We start from the raw sequence: 19,188 nt of genomic DNA on the forward strand, positions 1-19,188 counted from the left end.
ATCGCGGTGGCAGGGCGCCCTTTCCACCGCCGGGACGTGCACGACCGAGCGGCGTCCTGCCGACGTCGATCGCGAACGCGGGTTCACCGACAGGCAACGGGAATGGGGACGATGAACGAAGAGGAAGCCGTCAGCCGCGTCGAGGAGTGGCTGGCGGGCCGAGGCGGGGAGGGCACCGGCGCGTTGCGGGTGCGCCGCGACTACGTCGTGCGCGCGACCGACGGCTGGAACGTCACGTACAACACCGTCGGCTGGCTCGACGGGACCGACCCCGGCACCGGCCTGTTCCCCAGCCCGGTCGCCTTCGTCCCGGACGACGGCGGCGAGATCAGCCTCGACCTGGAACTGATGGCCGTTTCGGCGGCAGGCGACGACACGGACGCGTTCACCCGGTGGGCGGAGGTCGTCGACCCCGAGTTCGACCCGGACGCGGTGCCCGGCCTGCCCGTGCCGAAGGCGGCGATCCTGCGCTGGGAGCAGCACACGCTGTACGGCGAGCCGACCGGCGCGGTCCGCGCGAACCCCGACCACCGGCCGGGGCCGCGGTTCTCCGGCCGCCCGGCACCGGAAAGCCCGGTCGAGACGCTGCTCGGCTACCTTCGCGTCGAGTGGATCACGCCGGAGGAGTTCGTCCACTGGATGCTCGACCTCGACGTCCTCGCCCCGATCAAGGACGGCCACCTGCAGGCCCGAGACTTCGGTGACGCGGGCGCGCGCTTCGTCGTCTACACGTCCGAAGCGCAGGTGCCGTCCGAGTACACGGCGTGGCAGCGGGTCCAGCCCCGAGTGCTCCTGCGCCGGGCCAAGGACAATCCCGGGGTGGGGCTGCTGGTCAACCCCGGCCGTCCGGAGACCTTCAACGTCTACCCGGAAACGCTGCGGCAGGTCGCCGACCTCGACCTTCCGGCGGGCACCGAGCGCCCCGAATCCGTCGGGCGCCCCGCGTACTTCAGCGGGGAGTACGCCACTCCGGCCGTCGCGAACCTGCGGAGCCTCGTCGACCAGGCGCGGGACAACGGCTACCCGCTGAGCGGCGAAGAGCTCACCCGCTACACGCAGGCCGCGACGCTGTCTTTCGAGCGCTCACGGGCGAAGTACGACGGCCGACCGCTGCCGGAACTGCCCGAAGACCTGTTCGCCAACGGTCTCGTGACGCACTTCTACGACAACGGCGAACCTCGCCCGAGCGCCTGGACCTTGGGGAAGTTCTACGACCCGACGCTCCCCGTCGGCAGCTTCGCGTACCCGCGGCTTCTCGGGGCGTACGTCGGCTTCGCGCTCGGAGACGCCTTGGGCTCGGGCGCAGATCCCGCCGACGGCTTGCCACTCGGCGGGCTGACCCGGCAACTGCTGTTCCACACCGAATCGGTGATCCGCGGCCTCGACCCGACCCCGGACAAGCCCGAGATCCCGGCGTCGCTGCCCGCGGGTGGGCGGCCGGACGGCTGGGTAGCGAAGGCCACCGAAGGTGCCGGGCCGGCCCCCGCGGAGTTCTCCGCCATGTTGGTGACCGCGCTCGCCGCGACGGTGACCGGCGGCGTGCAGGGCCCCGCCGACAGCACGTTCTACGCGATGAAGGTCGTCCGCGAGCTGGTCGGATCCGCCGCCGGTCACGAGGTCGTCCACGGCGCCGAACTGCTGGTGAACGTGTTCCGCGCCCAGCTCGCCGCCCAGAACGGCGAACCGGCGGTCGCGAACTTCCTCGAAGGCTTCGACGAGTACAGCGGAGAGGTCGGCGAGCTGGTCAAGACCGTGCTCGATCTCCGGAACGACATCGACGGCGACAGTGCCGCTGACGTCGAGCAGTTCGACAGCATCGGTGACGGCCGGACGCCGCTCTCGGTGCTCGGCCGGGCGCTGTTCGCCGCCGCGAAACGGGGTTACGACGCCGAAGCGGCGCTGGCGCTGGCCGTTCGCGGCGGCCCAGTGACCGCGGCGCTGACCGGGGCGATGGTGGGCGCCAGACTCACCGTGCCCGGCCTGCCGGAGGCCTGGCTCGCCGCGTACGCCGGTCTCGGCGTCGTCGACGCCATGGCGGGCGACGCGTATTACTACTTCAACCGCTTCGGCCTGCCCCGCGAACCCGAAGAGCGGCGACGCTGGGACGCGAACCGGTATCCACGAGGAGATCAGTAGAGAAATGCGCGAGTGGCTTCAAGATCCGGCGACCAGGTCGCGGCTGCGCGGCAGCCTGTTCGCCGGCGCGATCGGCGACGCGCTCGGCGCGAAGACCGAGTTCGACTCGATCGACCGCATCCGGGAGATCGCCGGACCCGCCGGGATCACCGACCTGATCCCCGCGTACGGCGGCGTCGGCCGGATCACCGACGACACCCAGATGACGCTGTTCACCCTGGAAGGCCTGATCAGGGCCCACCACGGGACCGAACCCGTCGAGCAGTCGTTGCAGCTGGCCTACCAGCGCTGGCTGCACACCCAGGGCGTCTCGTGGGAACGAGCCCGCGGCCCGCGGGACACGAGCGCGGAACCGGACGGCTGGCTGATCACGAACCGCGAGCTGTTCAGCCGTCGCGCGCCCGGCCTCACCTGCTTCAGCGAGCTGGAGGCGTACGGCAAGACGGGCGTGCGCGCCGGTATGGACAAACCGGTGAACAACTCGAAGGGCTGCGGCGGGATCATGCGCGCCGCGCCGATCGCGTTGTGGTCGGACGACCTGGCCGAGGTGTTCCGCCTCGGCGCCGAGAGCGCGGCCCTGACGCACGGTCACCCGAGCGGGTATCTCTCGTCGGGTGCCTTCGCGGTGATCGTGCGCGAGCTGCTGCTCGGGAAACCGCTGCTCGACGCCGTCGCGACCGCCCGCGCCGAGCTGGAGAAGTACCAAGGGCACGAAGAGCAGAGCGTCGCGCTGGACCAGGCGCTCGCCCTGGCCGGGCAAGGTGCCCCGACGCCGGAGAAGCTCGAAACCCTCGGCCAGGGGAACATCGGCGAAACCGCGCTCTCCATGTCGGTCTACGTCGCCCTGACCACCACGGACGCGAACACCGCGCTGCTCGTGTCGGTGAACCACAGTGGCGACAGCGACTCGACGGGGTCGGTCTGCGGGAACCTCGTCGGCGCGATGTACGGCGAACAGGCCTTGCGGCCGGACTGGCTCGAAAAGCTGGAACTGGCCGAGGTGATCGGACGGCTGGCGGACGACGCGCTCGCGGAGTTCGGCGGGAACGCACCGGGTGACGACCGGTGGTACGCCCGCTATCCGGCCCACTAGATTTACCTCCGGTTTGGGGTACTTGGGGAGGGGACACATAGTGCGTTACCGGGTTCAAGCGGCGGAGCGGCCGGATGGCCTGTACGCCGTCTGGGGGGACACCGTCTTCGCGGCCCAGCGGTCGACCGAAGACGGCACGCTGCTGCTCATCGCGCCGCCGGGGGAAGCGGCGCCCGAGGGTTTCGATCGCGACTGGAACGGCCGTCCGGCCCGGGTCGTGCTGAACGGCGAGGTCGGGGCGACCTTCAGCCTCCAGTCGCACGGCCGGTTCGACGACGAGCACTTCCAGATCGCGCCGAACACCGCCGGCGGCGACCTGACCTTGCGGTGGGCGGGCGAGGACGCGGCCCGCGCGGCCGAACTGGGCCTGACGGACTTCTCGACCACCGCCTCGCCGTCAAGGCTGACGGCGTTGTGGCAGACCAGGCACGACTTCGTCGAGACACCGGACGCCCGGCCGGCGATCGGCACGGGTGACCAGGGCGCGCTGCTGCGTGGCATCGGCCGGACCCTGCTGCGGGTGCTGCCGACGGGCTGGCAGCGCGTCGGCGCCCAGTTCCGGCAGGTCGGCGACTACTCCGAACTGGAGGTCCGCTCGGTCGGCGACGAGGGCAACGGCCCGGTGTCGGTGTCGATCGCGGCCCCGCCGGAGCTCGGTTCGCTGTTCGCGCGGTTGCGCGCGGCGATGCACCAGCCCGAGACCGGCACCTGGTTCCAGGGCACCTTCACGCTCGACTCGGAATCGCATTTCGACTTCGACTTCGACGCCGAGCAGGAACCGACCTGGCGGCTCGCGCCGAACGAGGGCGGGAAACCGTCGCCGCGCGCGTACGCGACCGAGCTCGCGATCTTCCCGCGCGACACCAAGCACGTCCCGGCCTGGCTTTCGGCCAAGGCGGGACTGCCGCTGGACGTCGTGTTCCGGCACGCGAAGGTCGTCGACGCGCACAACGAGGGGGAACGCCCGGTCGTCAACCGGCCGCCGGTGCCGCCGGAGATGATGCGCGGCGTCCTGGACTACCTCTTCCGCTCGCCGGTGGCGCTGACCCGGCCGGGCCCGCAGCCTGACATCTTCACCCCGAACGGCCCGCCGGACGTGCCGAACGCCTTCCACACCGACGGCGTGTGGATCTGGCCCGCCGCGGTCCCGCACTACCTGCGCAAGTACGGGGTGCCGCCGGAGCCGGAGCTGATCGAGCACATCCGGGCCGCCGGATTCCGGCCGCCGCTGGTCGGCGAGCTGGTGCGGGCGACCGCCGAGGCGGAGATCGTCGGCAAGCCGCGGCCGCCGCAGACCGCGGCGGACCTGCCGGACGAAAGTGCCCGCACCCGCGTCGAACGCGACGGCGAACCCGCGCGCGACATCCGGGCCGTCGAGGTACTGGACGTGCTGTACCAGCGGCTGGCCGAGCACGGGGTGGCGCCGACGTCCTACCGGATCGGCGCGAACGCGGTACCGGAACCCGGCCTCTGGACCCTGCGCCGCACCGAGAGCGGCTGGGAGGTCTCGCGTCCGCCGACGGACGAGCCGGTGGCGTTCGCCAAACTCGAAGAGGCGGCGCGGTTCTTCCTCGGCACCCTGCTGCTGTACCCGGCGCGCGGCGCGGTGGGCGCGAACGAGGAGTCCGACAACCCGGCCGACTGGCCGATCCTGCCGCTTCGGGGCGAACCGCCGCTGAACTTCTTCCGCCGCAAGCGGATCGTCGTCCTGCCGTCGGGCACCACGGTGCAGCGGTTCGGGAACGAGACCGGCAACCTCGTGCACGCCGAATCGGCGCGGTTCATCGAGACGTCGCTGGCCGCGGACCGCGAACGGGAACGCCGCCTCTACCGCGTCGTACGGCCGCTGCGCGTGGTCACCGGTATCACCGCGCCGTGGAACGGGACACCGGGCGGGGCCGTGGCCTACGTGCTGCCCCGGCCGATCGCCCAGCACCTCGAAACCGGCGCGCTTTCCCGCGTCCAGTAGCCGCGCCGAGGCGGAACATGCGTGTCTGGAGGCGTAACTCGCGTGCTTGAAGGTGATCCGGCTCTGATCACGCGAGTTACGCCTTCAATCACGCGTGTGTCGCCTTCAATCACGCGAGTGGCGGGTTCCACGCACCTGAGACGCACGTGACTGAAGCCGGAACTCGCGTGCTTGAAGGCGTAACTCGCGTGATTGAGGGCGTAACTCGCGAGATCCGGCGTGATCCGGCTCAGGAAGCGGTGATCAGCACCGCGGGCGACCACCAGTAGTCCGCGAGCGGCTCGATCCGGATACCGGTGAAACCCGCTTCCTTCAGCTGCGAAGCCCAATCGGTGGCGGGCTGCTCCCAGTTCGTGCGGTCCGCCCCCGGTTTGACCAGGCCGAGCAGGATCGGCAGCAGGAACCCCTGCGCCACCAGCGACGCGTCCTTGCCGTACTCCGAGATCCCGCGTTCGTAGCGGGTGACCAGGGAAAGCAGGTACTCGGAGCTGTCTTCGTCGTACTCGGGCACGTCGAACTCAGCGAGCACCAGGCACGCGGTGCGCGGCCGCAGCGCCCGCAGGACCTCGGTGCGCTCGCCGGTCGGGATCGACTGGAGCGCGAAGGTCGACTGCGTCAGCTGCCACTGCCGGTCGTCGTCGCGGGCGAGGAACTCCTGCGCGGTCGCGTGCCAGGTGTGCAGGCCGTGAGTGCCGTCGAGCTGCTTGCGCGTGTCCTCGAGCAGCGCGTTCGACGGCTCGACGAGGTCGATCCGGCCCGGCTGCCGGTCCGCCTGTTCGAGCGCGGGGACGACGGCGAGCCCGTCGCCGCAGCCGAGGTCGAGCAGCGAACCGACACTGCCGTAGCGCCGGGCGAGCATGGCGCTGAGCTGCCGGTAGAGCTGGACGTTCCCGCCGCCGCGGATGAACGCCGTGAACGCGGCCGGCTGGTCGTACACACCTCCGCCGCCGCCTTCGGTCAGGTACCGGTGCAGTTCGACGCCGAGCGTGGATCCGGCACGCTCGGCGAGGTCCGCTGCCGTGGCGCGGTCACCGTCGCGATACGCGGTGAGCGCTTCGGCCAGGACGTCCGATTTCTTCATGTTCTCCTGTTTACCGTCAAAACGGCACCCAAAGGGTGACTCTGGTGCCATTGCCCGGAGCGGACTCCACCCGCGCGGTCCCGCCGACCTCGTTCAGCCGGGCGGTGATGGACTCGCTGATGCCGAAACCGGCAGGCCGGGAGTCGAGGCTGAATCCGGCGCCGTGATCGCGGGTGATCACCGCGACGCCGCCTTCCTGCTCCTCGACCCGGACGACGACCTTGTCCGTCCCGGCGTGTTTGAGCGTGTTGCGCAGGGACTCGCGGACGGCGTCGCGGATGGCGATCTGCCGGACCTCCGAAAGCGTGTCGTCGTCGAGTTCGGCGATCACCAGCTGGGCACGCAGCCCGTCCCGCGCCATCTCCGCCGCCAGCGACGCGAGCTTCTCGCCCAGCGGCCGTGAACCCGCTTCCGACCGTTCCGAAGCCTCGGTTTCGATCGTCCGCCGCAGCTCCAGCGACTGCGCCCGCGCCAGGCGCTGGACCTCGTCGAGCCGCGTGGCCGGGTCGCCCTTGTTGGCCAGTGCGATCGCTTCGAGGGTCTGCAGCACGGAGTCGTGGAGCATCCGGTGCTGGCGGGCGCGTTCGGCGATGCGGCCGTTGCGGATGCCGTACGCGAGCGCGAGCCGCGTGCCGAGCCCGATCAGGACGAGCGCGCCGCTCGCGGTGAAGAGGACACCGAGGATCGACGGGAAGGTGGCCATGGCGTCGCCGGGCGCGGCCTGGCCGGTGCCGAGCAGGGACGCGAGCATCCGCACCGGGAAGCTGCCGACGGCGAGCGCCGCCGCGGCGGGCATGCCGAGCGCGAGCGCCAGGAGGGCGACCTCGCCGAGCAGGTGCTTGCCGGGGATCGCCATCGCTTCGGTGAACACCGACGCCGGCACCAGCGCTCCGACCGCGAGCGGCGCGAGCAGCGTGAACACGAGGTCGACCGCCAGCAGCCGGACGGCGTGCTGCGGGCGGAACGGCGCCGAGCGCAGCATCCACCGGATGCCGTACAGCGAGAGCCCGGCCGAGCCGAGGGCCACCAGCCCGACCGGCCCGATCCCGATCATGCCGTGCGTGGAGACGTAGACGCCGAACGCGCCGGGCACCGCGAAGAGCCGGTAGACCAGCGGGACGAGGGCGACGTAGCGGGCGGCTCTGAGCAGCAGGTTGTCGCGATGGGCCGTGTCGATGGGCCCCGACATGTGCTGGATCCGCCGGAGCGCGCGCATCGGTGTCGGATCGCCGACCTCGTCCGACAGCTCGCTCGTCGCCGTCGCCAGCGCGGGCGCGCCCCGACGCAGCAACGTCACCAGAAAACTGGGCGGCCGCTTCGCCATGGATTTTCCCCCTGCCCGGAGCACCGGCAGGAGTATCTCCGGTTACGCCGCGTGGATCCAGAGACCAACGGGGTTTATCTCAGCCTATGCCGTTTTCGGCGGCCCATTTCCGCAGTTCGGCCACCGCCTCGTCGTGCTCCAGCGGACCGCGGTCCAGCCGCAGTTCCTTCAGGTGCTTCCACGCCTTGCCGACGTCCGGCCCGGGCTTGAGGCCGAGGATCCGCATGATCTCCTCGCCGTTGAGGTCCGGGCGGACCCGGTCGAGGTCCTCCTGCGCCTGGATCGCCGCGATCCTTCGCTCGAGGTCGTCGTAGGTCGCCTGCAGCGCGGCCGCCTTCTTGCGGTTGCGGGTCGTGCAGTCGGCGCGCACCAGCTTGTGCAGCCGGGGCAGCAGGTCGCCGGCGTCGGTGACGTAGCGCCGCACCGCCGAATCCGTCCACTCGCCCTTGCCGTAGCCGTGGAACCGCAGGTGCAGGAACACGAGCTGGCTGACGTCCTGGACGATCTCCTTCGAGAACTTCAGCGCCCGCAAACGCTTGCGCACCATCTTCGCGCCGACGACCTCGTGGTGATGGAAGCTCACGCCGCCACCGGGCTGGAACTCGCGCGTCGCGGGCTTGCCGACGTCGTGCAGGAGCGCCGCGAGCCGCAGGATCAGATCCGGCTCGGAGGTCGGTTCGTGCGACTTCTCCAGGTCGATCGCCTGCGCGAGCACGGTCAGCGAGTGCTGGTAGACGTCCTTGTGCTGGTGGTGCTCGTCGATCGCCAGCCGCATCCCGGGCACTTCGGGGAGCACGCGATCGGCGAGGCGGGTGTCCACCAGCAGTTCGATCCCGGGCCGGGGGTCGTCCGCCAGCAGCAGCTTCGACAGCTCCGCCTGCACGCGCTCGGCGGTGATCCGGTCGATCTCCTCGGCCATCGACGCCATCGCGTCGACCACCCGCGGCGCCGCGGTGAACCCGAGCTGCGCGGAGAACCGGGCCGCCCTCAGCATGCGCAGCGGGTCGTCGGCGAAGGACTCCTGCGGGGTCGCCGGCGTGTCGAGCACCTTGTCCTGCAGCGCCTGAAGCCCGTCGTGCGGGTCGACGAAGGTCTTGTTCGCCAGGTCGATCGCCATCGCGTTGACCGTGAAGTCGCGGCGGAGCAGATCTCCCTCGATGCTGTCGCCGAAGGTGACCTCGGGGTTGCGGCCGACGCGGTCGTAGCTGTCGGCGCGGAACGTGGTGATCTCCAGGGTCATGCCCTGTTTGGTCACGCCGACGGTGCCGAACGCGATACCCACGTCCCACACCGCGTCGCCCCAGGCGCTGACGATCTTGAGCACCTGGTCCGGGCGGGCGTCGGTGGTGAAGTCGAGGTCGCTCGACAGCCTGCGGAGCATCATGTCGCGGACGCTGCCGCCGACCAGGTACAGGCTGTGTCCCGCCTTCGCGAAGAGCTTCGCGAGCTCGTCCGCCAGCGGGGAGATGCGCATCAGCTCCGTCACAGCGTTCTGCATCGCAGTGCTCTTCCCCGCAATCGCCTGCCCGGCGACCACCTTGTTCACGACAATCCCACCACGATTTGGATGTACTTGCTGAGGTACTTACTACGACCCGGCCCACCATGGGCACGGAGAGCCAGCGTACCTGTACCGCCGTTTGCTCTAGCATCGCAGCATGTCTGGATCAGCCGGGCGCTCCGGCGCTCCGAAGCCGGGCCGCCGGCGGAGGCGCAGGCGGGGAAGGCGGCTGACCACGGTCGACGAAACCTCGGCCGGCGGCCTCGTCGTCGACGCCGAACGGGCGAACGCCGCGCTGATCGGGCGGCTCGACCGGCACGGCAGACTGCTGTGGTCGCTGCCGAAGGGCCACATCGAGGACGGTGAGACGGTGGAGCAGACGGCTGTGCGCGAGGTGAAGGAGGAGACGGGCATCTCCGCGCAGGTCCTGCAGCCCCTCGGCACCATCGACTACTGGTTCGTGGCCGAACGTCGGCGCGTGCACAAGACAGTGCACCATTTCATCCTGGAATCCACCGGCGGCGAACTTTCGGACGAGGATGTAGAGGTGACCGAGGTCGCCTGGGTCCCGCTCGCCGACCTGGAGACCAAACTCGCCTATTCCGACGAGCGCAAGCTGGTCCGGAAGGCCAAAGAACTCTTCGCGCAGCAACAGCACACCGCCGAGGGAGCACCTGAGTGAAGCGGCTTGCCGCCACTGTCCTGTCGATCCTGTTCCTGGTCTTCACCGTGTTGCCCGTCGCGGGCGCGCAGGCCCAGGAGCAGCCCCGGCTGCGCGTGGACCTCGACCAGCTGAACCCCCGCGTGATCACCTCGAACTCGGCTTCGCTCACCGTCACCGGCCGCGTCACCAACGTCGGCGACCGGCGGATCAGCAAACTGGGTGTCCGGCTGCAGCTGGGCACGCGGCTCCAGACCGAGCAGCAGATCGGTGACGTCCTCGCCGGCGACAAGTTCAAGGATCTCGCCGCGACCGAGTTCGTCGACCTCGAACCGGACGAGCTGGAGCCCGGGCAGAGCGCCGCGCTGAACCTGTCCGTGCCGCTCGGCCAGTCGTCGAAGCTCCAGTTCCCCAAGACCGGCGTGTACCCGCTGCTGGTCAACGTCAACGGCACCCCGGATTTCGGCGGTCCCGAACGGCTGGCGGCGGTCACCCTGCTGATGCCGGTGCTCGGTGTCCCCGGCAAGGCTTCCGGGTCACGTCCACCGACAGTGCCGTCCGCGCCGTCCACGAGCCTGCTGTGGCCGATCGCGAACAGCGCCGTGCACGTCGTCTCCGCCCCGCTCGGTGGCCCGCTGACCTTGGCGGACGAGCGGCTGGCGGACGAACTGGCCGCCGGCGGACGGCTGGACTCGCTGGTCGAGGCGGCGCGCGCGGCCGAGGCCGACACGAAGGTGTCGTCGTCGTTGTGCCTGGCCATCGACCCCGACCTGGTCGCGACCGTCGACGGGATGACCCGCGGCTACCAGATCGCCGGCGGCGCCCCCGGCAAGGGCGTCGAGACCGCGAAGAACTGGCTCGGCAGGCTGAAGGCGCTGGTCGCGGGCCGGTGCGTGGTCACCCTCCCGTTCGCCGACGCCGACCTCACCGCGCTGACGAAGGTCCGCGCCGGTGACGCCACCGACACCGCGCTCATGACCACCGCGCTCGGCGGCGCGGCGACGATCAAGAACCTGCTCGGCATCCAGCCGCAGGACGGCGTCCTCTGGCCCGGCGGCGCCCTCGACTCGCAGACCCTCGAAGCGATCGGCAAGGCGGGCGTCAAGACCGTGCTGACCGATTCGGGCAAGCTCCAGTCCCGCACGCCGCTTTCGAGCGGAGTCTCGATCGAGGGAACGGACCTGCGCGCGCAGCCGATCGACGCGCTGATCTCGGCCGCGCTGAACGGCTCGGAGTCGACCCAGAACGGGCTCGGCGCCATCGCCTTCCGCGCCGGCCTCGGCGGGCAGAGCGAGGGGCCGCAACGCTCGCGGCTGCTGATCGCGCCGCCGCGGCACTGGACCGCGACCGGCATCGAGCTCACCACGTTCCTGGAGCGGTTGGGCGAATTCCACGCCGCCGGTCTCCTCAAGTCGGCGCCGCTGCCCGAACTGCTCGGCGAGGGCCCGTCCGGGTCGGCGTCGGTCAACTACGACCCGAAGGATCTGTCGGCCGCGACCAGCGGCGACGTCACCGCGAAGATGTCCCAGCTCGACGACGAGACGCTGGGCCTGTCGGCCGCGATGACGATGGACGCCACCAAACGGGTGCCGCCCGCCGACGTGATCGCTCCCGTACGGCTCGCTCTCATCCGCGCCGCGTCGACGTCGTGGCGCGGCGCGGACGCCGCGACCGTCACCGGCAACGCCCGCGGCGATCTGGAGGCGATCCGCAGCCAGGTCACCGTCGAGCGGCCGAAGCAGACGATCGCGCTGGCGTCCGGCGCGGCGCCGCTGCCGGTGTTCATCACCAACAACCTGCCGGTCGGCGTCGCCGTCCAGGTCGCCTTGAAGAACAACGTGGGCCTCCGCCCGACCGACGACACCCTGTTGCAGGCGCAGATGGTCCCGGCCAACAGCGCCCGCAACCGGCTGCTCCCGGTCGAGGCGCTGCGGGCGGGCCGGTTCAGCGTCGACGTCTCGCTGACCACGCCCGACGGGACCCCGCTCGGCTCGGCCGCGCGCTTCGAGCTGACGTCCACGGAATACGGCGCGATCACCATCATCATCACCATCACCGCGGCCGGCGCGCTGCTGCTCCTGTCGTCCCGGCGGATCTACCGGAGGATCAAGGACTCGCGAGCCGATCGGGCGAACGAAACCGCCCCGCGTGTGACCGAGGACGCACAGGTTTAAGTGTTTCCGGCCGTTGCCGATTACCCTGGGTCGAACGATGCCGCCGGGCATCACGTAGCCGAGCACCGAGGATTGGGCACGCGTTGGAAAGAGAGCCGGGTGTACCGCCCGAGCGTGCAGGCCGTCCCCGGCGCGAAGGCACTCCGCCACCGCCACGCCGCACCGAAGGACAGCCACGCCGTCCGGAGCGTCGTCAGCCGCCCCCGCAGCAGCCCCCGCCCGAACGCGGTGAGCGGCCGCGGCGGGCCACGCCGCCTCCGCAGCAGCCGCCGCCGGACGGCCGCCGCCAGCGGGTGGCCGGCCGTCCCGACGACGAAACGCGCCGGCTGAGGCCACCCCAGAACCCGCCGCCGCCACCGCGGAAAATGCCCCCTGGGCAGGGGACTCCGCCCCCACCGACCCGCCGTCAGCCGGTGCCGCCTCCGCAGGGGCCGCCGCTGCCGCAGCCGTCGCAGAACCAGGCGCCGCGCCGACCGGCCTCCCAGCCACCGCAGGCCCTCCATCAGACACCGCCCCCGCCGCATCGCGGGCGCCGCCAGCCGCCACCGGTCCGCCCGTGGCAGGTCGACCGGCGCGACGAACCCGACGCGACGCGGTTCATCCCGCGCACCCCCGGCGTCCCGATGGGCTCACGCTGGCCGGTCGCCGACCCCGACGTCCTCCGCCCGTACGACCAGCTCGCCACGCAGGTCATGCCGGCGATCAAGGACGCGCCGCTGGTCAAACCGCGGCCAGGGGACACCGGCGAACAGGATGTCGCCGCTCCGGCGAAGGCACCGTCGATCGCGAAGTCCAGCGGCCGGATGGCGATCGCCTCGCTGATCAGCCGCATCACCGGCTTCGCGTGGAAGCTGCTGCTGGTCGCGGCCATCGGCGCCCAGGTGGAGAACGACTCGTTCAACGTCGCCAACACGATGCCGAACATCATCTTCGAACTGCTGATGGGCGGCGTGCTGTCGAGCCTCGTGGTCCCGCTGCTCGTGCGGTCGCAGGACGACAAGGACGGCGGCGAGGCGTACACGCAGCGGCTGGTCACGGTGGCGGGCACGCTGCTCGTGGTCGGGACGACGATCGCCGTCTTCGCGGCGCCGTTGATCACCAAGCTCTACGTCGACGACAAGGGCCAGGCGAATCCCGAGCTGGTCACCGCGTTCGCGTACCTGCTGCTGCCACAGATCTTCTTCTACGGCGTGTTCGCGCTGCTCTCGGCGGTGCTGAACGCGAAGAACATCTTCGGCCCGACGGCGTGGGCACCGGTGATCAACAACCTCGTCGTCATCTTCACGATCCTCGTCGTGTGGATCATGCCGGGGAACATCTCCACCGATCCGGTGTCGATCACCGACCCCAAGCTGCTGACGCTGGGCATCGGCGTGACCTCGGGCATCGTGGCGCAGTCGGTGCTGCTGATCCCGCCGCTGCTGCGGTCGGGCTTCAAGTTCAAATGGCGCTGGGGCATCGACAAGCGCATGAAGGAGTTCGGCGGGCTGGCGCTCTGGACCGTCGGCTACGTCGCGGTCAGCCAGATCGGCTACACGATCACCACCCGCGTCCTGACCAGTGGTTCGCAGGGCGGTGTGACCGCGTACAGCAACGCGTGGCTCCTCTTCCAGCTGCCGTACGGCGTCATCGGCGTGTCGCTGCTGACCGCGATCATGCCGAGGATGAGCCGCGCGGCCGCGGACGGCGACCACAAGAAGCTGATCGGCGACCTCTCGTACGCGTCCCGCATCTCGACGGTGATGCTCGTACCGATTTCCGCCGTGATGACCGTCGTGGGCGGTTCGGTCGGTATCGCCCTGTTCACCCTGGGCAAGGGCACGGTCGAGGACGCGTCGCGGATGGGCGAGGCGCTGGCCATCTCCGCGTTCGCGCTGCTGCCGTACGCGCTGGTCATGCTGCAGATGCGGGTGTTCTACGCGATGAAGGACGCGCGGACACCGGTGCTGATCATGATCGTGATGACCGTGGTGAAGGTGCCGCTGCTATACCTGTGCCCGGCGCTGCTGTCGCCGGACAACATCGTGCTCGGCGTGATGATGGTCAACGGCCTCACGTTCGTCGTCGGCGCGATCCTCGGTCAGGTCTGGCTGTGGGTGACCCTCGGGAATCTCCGGAGCAAGCGGGTTCTCGGGGTGATCCTCTTCACGGTCGTCGCGAGTGTGCTCGGGGTCGGCGCGGCGTGGCTCGCCGGGCAGATCGTCCCTGACTCGTTCGGGCCTACTTTCCATGCCTGGGTGAAACTTCTGCTGCAGACGGTGGTCGGGATCGTGGTGTCGTTCGGCGTGCTCATGGCCTTGAAGGTCGAGGAATTGAAGCCAGCCACGGCGAGGATCACCCGGTTGATCAAGCGCGGATAACGATTCACGTACGGATGGCGCGCGTTCACGGGTCGTATTCTGGGTACCCTCGGGGCGGGAGCTACGCGGGAGAGTGCGGTGGATACGAGACGGAGCGAACAGGCAGGGGAGGCCGGCCAGATGGGCATCCGGGCCCAAGGCGGGTCGCTGGCCCCTGGCCGGGTCGTCGGTGACGGCCGGTATCGCCTGCTCGCACAGTTCGGGGTGGACGAGCGGGCCGCCGCGCATCTTTGGCGTGCCCGCGACGGGCAGCTGAAGCGGGACGTGGCGCTGACGCTGCTGGTCGGCGACCCCGCGGACGCGGAAGCCGCCCGGCTGGCGCGCCGGACGCTGGAGCGTGCCGCGCACGCCTCGAAGTTCGGCCACGGCGGGGTCGCGCGCGTCCTCGACGTGCTCAGTCTCGGCAGCGGCGTCACCTCGAGCGAAGGTCTGCTCGGTGTCGTCGTCGCGGAATGGACCAAGGGCAGCGACCTGGTCGACCTGGTGGCGCAGCGCCCGGTGGCGCCCGCCGCGGCGGCCAGGATGGTGCAGGCGCTGGCGGAAGCCGTCGACCACGCCCATCAGAACGGTCTCGTCCTGGGCCTCGATCATCCGCAGCGGCTCCGGCTCACCCCGGACGGCGCGCTGAAGCTCGCCTTCCCGGGCCCCCTGCCCGAAGCGACCCTTCGCGACGACGTCAAAGCGCTCGGCGCCGTCCTGTACCTGCTGCTGACCGGCCGTTGGGCACTTCCCGGCGGCCCGGCCGCGATCCCGGCGGCGCCGCACGCGCCGACCGGCCGCGTCATCCCGCCGCGTTCGCTGGTCCCGACCGTGCCGGTCGAGCTGTCCTCGCTCGCCGTCCGCACCATCGAGGACGGCGGCCACGGCGGCATCCGCACCAGCGCGGCCATCCTGCGCGTGCTGGACCAGGTCGCCGAAGCCGAAGAGCGCACCCAGCTGATCAAGGCGGTCGGCGAGGAGGAGGCCGTCGCCGAATCGGACGGCACGGTCTGGACGACGAAGAAGCCGGTCAAGGACGTCGCGCGGCGCAAGAAGCTGGCGTTCGGCGTGACCGTGCTGGTCGTCGCGACCGTGGTCATCCTCGCCTGGGGCGGGATGATGCTGATCAACCTGTTCCAGGGCGAGTCGAAGTCCAGCGGTCCGAAGATCAACGTCGCCGCGTCCTCTTCGCAGGTCGTGCCGCCGCCGGGCGAGCAGCCGCCGCCCGCTCAGCAGAAGCCGTCCCCCGCCGTGGGTGCCGCGGTGAAGCCGTCGGCCGTCGCCGTCTACAACCCGGGCAGCAAGGGCGACAGCCCCGGCAAGGCCAGGAACGCCACCGACGGCGACACGGTCACCTCGTGGAAGACCGACCAGTACGACAAGCAGTTCCCGGTGCTCAAGGACGGCGTCGGGCTGGTCGTGACCTTCAAGGACCCGATCAACCTCACCCAGATCAAGCTCGACGCGGCGAGCCCCGGCTCGAAGGTCGAGATCCGCTCCGCCGACAAGAAGAACCCGAAGCTCGACGAGACGAAGGTCGTCGGGACCGGAGACCTCGCGGCGGGCGAATCGACCATCGCCCTGCAACAGCCTCAGCAGGGTCAGTACTTCATCATCTGGATCACTCAGCTGGGTGAAGACGAGGACGGCAAGTTCGTCACCGAACTCAAAGAGCTGACCTTCCTGCCTGCGGGGTGACGTCAGACACCGGGTCAGTAGGCTCTCCCGGGTGACAGCTGCAGCTCCCACGGACGCGGATCTCATAGCGGCGCACGCCGCCGGAGACCCGCACGCGTTCAGTGAACTGGTCCAGCGACATCGAGACCGCATGTGGGCGGTAGCCCTGCGCACCTTGCGGGATCCGGAAGAAGCCGCGGACGCCCTGCAGGACGCCTTCATCTCCGCGTTCCGAGCAGCGGGCAACTTCAGAGCGGAATCGCAGGTCACGACGTGGTTGCACCGTATCGTCGTGAACGCGTGCCTCGACCGCATCCGGCGGGGCAAGGCAAGACCGACCGTTCCGCTGCCCGAGACCGGGCAGTTCAACGAGCCCGCCTCGCCGCGTGACTCGATGTCGGAACGCGAGACGAGCCTGGTCGTCAAGGAAGCCCTCGACCAGCTCCCCGAAGATCAACGTGCCCCGATCGTGTTGGTCGACGTCGAGGGATACTCCGTCGCCGAGACGGCGAAGATGCTCGGCATCGCCGAGGGCACGGTCAAGAGCCGGTGTGCCCGAGGTCGCGGAAAGCTCGCGAAGGTTCTCGGACATCTACGGAACCCCGATGCGATTGCGAACGTCCCAACTCACGAAAGCAAACGAGAGCGCGCTACCCCGCAACGGGGTGCCAGGCGTCCTCAGGGCACGCCGGGTGACGGGGAGGGACGATGACAGACGAGAGCAGGGGGATCGGTGGGACCGTCGGTCCGCCGTGGTCTGTCGATGTGCTCGCCGACCTGCACGCAGGTGTGCTGGACGAGCGAGAAGCGGCCGAACTGTGGCCGTTGGTGAACGCCGACCCCGAAGCACTGGCGATCATCGAAGCACTGGAAGCGACCACGGCCGACCTCGCGGAACTCGCGAACGAGCCGGTCGCGCCGATGCCGGCGGAGTACGCGGCACGGATCGACGCCGCGCTGGCCGCCGAGATGCGGGCGACGCCTGCGTTTCAAGGCGCATCTGAACGGCCGCAGGAGCAGGTCGCCCCGGTGGTGGACCTCGCGGCCGCACGGCGGCGGAACAAGCGGATCGGCTGGGGCGCCGGGATAGCGACCGTGGCCGCGGCGGCCATCGCCGCGGTGGCGATCGTCGTCCCGACCACCCGCGAGCCGGATTCGGGCGGTATCGCCCAGCCCGCGCCGTCGGCTTCCGGACCTTCGGTCGGTGGAGACGGCGGCGGGGCCGAAGCCCTCGTCGGCAAGGCGATCGGCGTCCGCGACTTCGGCTCGCTGAAGACCGAAGAGCGCCTGGACGCCTGCGTCGCCGCGGCCGGAATGGACGCCGACGTGCGGCCGGAGGGCATCCGGCCGGTGAACGTCGCGGGCAAGGACGGCGTGATGGTGATCTACACCACAGGAAAACTCGCCCAGTTCCGCATCGTCGCCTTCGGTGCCGACTGCGGCCCGGGCAACCCGGCGGTCCTCTTCGACAAAATCATCGGACAGAAGTAACCACCCGAAACCTCACTGGCCCCTCGCTCCCCACCAGCCCCATTTCAGGGGGAGCGGGGGACCTTTGCTATCGCGCTAGCTTTTCTAGCGGCGCTAGAGGTCGGATCTCCGCTGAGGCGCAGCGCAGGAGAAAGTAGCGCCGGTCACCCCGGGAACACCGGCCCTTACGATCGTGTTGAGCCTGGTGAACAGGTCACTACGAGCGGAGGTCACGGGTGGCTGCCGAGGAGATCAGGAACCTGATCATTGTGGGATCGGGTCCTGCGGGATACACCGCCGCTGTCTACGCGGCACGAGCGCAGCTCGAACCGCTGGTGTTCGAGGGCACTCAGTTCGGCGGTGCGCTGATGACGACGACGGAGGTCGAGAACTTCCCCGGCTTCCGCGAAGGCATCCAGGGTCCCGACCTCATGGAAGAGATGCGCGAGCAGGCCAAGCGATTCGGCGCCGACCTGCGCCAGGAGGACGTCGAGTCCGTCGAGCTGACCGGTGACGTCAAGTACGTCGTCGCGAACGGCAAGCGCTACGCCGCCCGCGCGGTCGTGCTCTCGATGGGCGCCGCGGCCCGCTACCTGAACGTGCCCGGTGAGCAGGAGCTGCTCGGCCGCGGTGTTTCGGCCTGCGCCACCTGCGACGGCTTCTTCTTCCGCGACCACGACATCGTGGTCGCCGGCGGCGGCGACTCCGCGATGGAGGAGGCGACCTTCCTGACGAAGTTCGCCAAGTCCGTCACGATCGTCCACCGCCGCGAGGAGTTCCGCGCCTCCAAGATCATGCTGGAGCGCGCCCGCGAGAACGAGAAGATCAAGTGGGCGCTCAACAAGCAGATCACCGGAGTCGAGGGTGAGGGCAAGGTCGAGGGCCTGAAGCTCAAGGACACGGTGACCGGCGAGGAGTCCAAGCTGGACGTGACGGGGTTCTTCGTCGCGATCGGTCACGACCCGCGCAGCGAACTGGTGCGCGGCCAGGTGGACCTCGACGAGGACGGCTACGTGCTCACCCAGGGCCGCACCTCGTACACGAACCTCCCGGGTGTTTTCGCCGCAGGCGACCTGGTCGACCGCACGTACCGGCAGGCGATCACCGCCGCGGGCTCGGGCTGCGCCGCGGCGATCGACGCGGAACGATGGCTGGCGGAGCACGCCGGTGTCGAGGCCGCCCAGGAGACCCCTGAGCTGGTCGGTGGCGGCTACGGCGCCACCACCAACTGACTTTCCCATCACCGGAGTTTCACCACCCAGAAGGAGACACCATGGCCAACACCGTGACGGTGACCGACAAGACGTTCGTCGACGACGTGCTGACGAGCGAGAAGCCCGTCCTGGTCGACTTCTGGGCGACCTGGTGCGGCCCGTGCAAGATGGTCGCCCCGGTGCTCGAGGAGATCGCGGCGGAGAACGGCGAGAAGCTGACTGTCGCGAAGCTCGACATCGACGCCAACCCGAACACTGCGCGTGACTACCAGGTGATGTCGATCCCGACGCTGATCCTGTTCCAGGGCGGCAAGCCGGTGAAGCAGATCGTCGGCGCCAAGCCGAAGGCCGCGCTGCTGTCGGACCTCGCCGACGTCCTCTGATCTCGCGTTTCACCTGCCGAAACCCGGGGCCTGCCCAGGCTCCGGGTTTCGTCGTCACGGGGAATGGGTAGATCTGTCCGTTACGGGAACGCCTGGACGAGTTCCACGAACGGGCACTTGACGCACCGGCCGGGCCTCCGCGCTCACCGAGAGTTCACAGGGCACA

General features: G+C 70.0%; 15 protein-coding genes. 12 read left to right on the top strand and 3 right to left on the bottom strand.

Features of this window, described 5'->3' with window-relative positions; all coding sequences use genetic code 11:
* Nucleotides 1-111 precede the first annotated feature (111 nt).
* From ACOCEP_RS10970 to ACOCEP_RS10980, 3 genes are read left to right on the top strand one after another with little or no spacing between them, the layout of a single operon-like run.
* Nucleotides 112-2,136: a YrhB domain-containing protein gene (locus tag ACOCEP_RS10970; RefSeq protein ID WP_482337140.1), complete on the top strand. Its 2,025-nt coding sequence runs from the start codon at nt 112-114 to the stop codon at nt 2,134-2,136.
* A 4-nt stretch (nt 2,137-2,140) separates the two neighbouring features.
* Nucleotides 2,141-3,229 (top strand): ADP-ribosylglycohydrolase family protein, encoded by a 1,089-nt coding sequence (locus ACOCEP_RS10975; protein WP_482337141.1) that lies wholly within the window; start codon nt 2,141-2,143, stop codon nt 3,227-3,229.
* A gap of 40 nt (nt 3,230-3,269) precedes the next feature.
* Nucleotides 3,270-5,198, top strand: coding sequence for a TNT domain-containing protein (locus tag ACOCEP_RS10980; RefSeq protein ID WP_482337142.1), 1,929 nt, complete (start codon nt 3,270-3,272; stop codon nt 5,196-5,198).
* Between the two features lie 229 nt (nt 5,199-5,427).
* Here ACOCEP_RS10980 and ACOCEP_RS10985 read toward each other — a convergent pair whose 3' ends face one another.
* The 3 genes from ACOCEP_RS10985 to ACOCEP_RS10995 all read right to left on the bottom strand — a co-directional run bounded on the left by ACOCEP_RS10985 (nt 5,428) and on the right by ACOCEP_RS10995 (nt 9,101).
* On the bottom strand, nt 5,428-6,279 hold the full coding sequence (locus ACOCEP_RS10985; protein ID WP_482337143.1) for a class I SAM-dependent methyltransferase: 852 nt from the start codon (nt 6,277-6,279) through the stop codon (nt 5,428-5,430).
* 16 nt (nt 6,280-6,295) lie between these two features.
* Nucleotides 6,296-7,603, bottom strand: a complete 1,308-nt coding sequence (locus ACOCEP_RS10990; RefSeq protein WP_482337144.1) for a sensor histidine kinase — start codon at nt 7,601-7,603, stop codon at nt 6,296-6,298.
* Between the two features lie 79 nt (nt 7,604-7,682).
* Nucleotides 7,683-9,101, bottom strand: a complete 1,419-nt coding sequence (locus ACOCEP_RS10995; protein WP_482337145.1) for a CCA tRNA nucleotidyltransferase — start codon at nt 9,099-9,101, stop codon at nt 7,683-7,685.
* Between the two features lie 160 nt (nt 9,102-9,261).
* On the opposite strand from ACOCEP_RS10995, the gene ACOCEP_RS11000 reads away from it, so the two are divergent.
* The 9 genes from ACOCEP_RS11000 (at nt 9,262) to trxA (ending at nt 19,022) form a co-directional block, all read left to right on the top strand.
* Entirely contained in the window at nt 9,262-9,786 is a 525-nt protein-coding gene (locus tag ACOCEP_RS11000) for an NUDIX hydrolase (RefSeq protein ID WP_482337146.1), read from the top strand.
* A complete protein-coding gene (locus tag ACOCEP_RS11005) occupies nt 9,783-11,939 on the top strand; it encodes a DUF6049 family protein (RefSeq protein ID WP_482337147.1) in 2,157 nt (718 codons plus the stop codon). Before ACOCEP_RS11000 ends, ACOCEP_RS11005 begins: the two co-directional genes overlap by 4 nt.
* A 99-nt stretch (nt 11,940-12,038) precedes the next feature.
* Nucleotides 12,039-12,269, top strand: coding sequence for a hypothetical protein (locus ACOCEP_RS11010; RefSeq protein WP_482337148.1), 231 nt, complete (start codon nt 12,039-12,041; stop codon nt 12,267-12,269).
* Nucleotides 12,270-12,304: 35 nt separating this feature from the next.
* Nucleotides 12,305-14,299 carry a murein biosynthesis integral membrane protein MurJ gene (gene murJ / locus ACOCEP_RS11015; protein ID WP_482337149.1) on the top strand — a complete coding sequence of 665 codons (1,995 nt, stop codon included), beginning with the start codon at nt 12,305-12,307 and terminating at the stop codon, nt 14,297-14,299.
* A 120-nt stretch (nt 14,300-14,419) separates the two neighbouring features.
* Nucleotides 14,420-15,976 carry a protein kinase family protein gene (locus tag ACOCEP_RS11020; protein WP_482339682.1) on the top strand — a complete coding sequence of 519 codons (1,557 nt, stop codon included), beginning with the start codon at nt 14,420-14,422 and terminating at the stop codon, nt 15,974-15,976.
* A 31-nt stretch (nt 15,977-16,007) separates the two neighbouring features.
* On the top strand, nt 16,008-16,667 hold the full coding sequence (gene sigM, locus ACOCEP_RS11025; protein WP_126734747.1) for an RNA polymerase sigma factor SigM: 660 nt from the start codon (nt 16,008-16,010) through the stop codon (nt 16,665-16,667).
* Nucleotides 16,664-17,446 (top strand): hypothetical protein, encoded by a 783-nt coding sequence (locus ACOCEP_RS11030; protein WP_482337150.1) that lies wholly within the window; start codon nt 16,664-16,666, stop codon nt 17,444-17,446. Before sigM ends, ACOCEP_RS11030 begins: the two co-directional genes overlap by 4 nt.
* A gap of 215 nt (nt 17,447-17,661) precedes the next feature.
* Nucleotides 17,662-18,657 carry a thioredoxin-disulfide reductase gene (gene trxB / locus ACOCEP_RS11035; RefSeq protein WP_482337151.1) on the top strand — a complete coding sequence of 332 codons (996 nt, stop codon included), beginning with the start codon at nt 17,662-17,664 and terminating at the stop codon, nt 18,655-18,657.
* A 41-nt stretch (nt 18,658-18,698) separates the two neighbouring features.
* On the top strand, nt 18,699-19,022 hold the full coding sequence (gene trxA, locus ACOCEP_RS11040) for a thioredoxin (protein ID WP_101611569.1): 324 nt from the start codon (nt 18,699-18,701) through the stop codon (nt 19,020-19,022).
* Nucleotides 19,023-19,188 lie beyond the last annotated feature (166 nt).

It is taken from the genome of Amycolatopsis sp. CA-211722 (assembly GCF_056828465.1).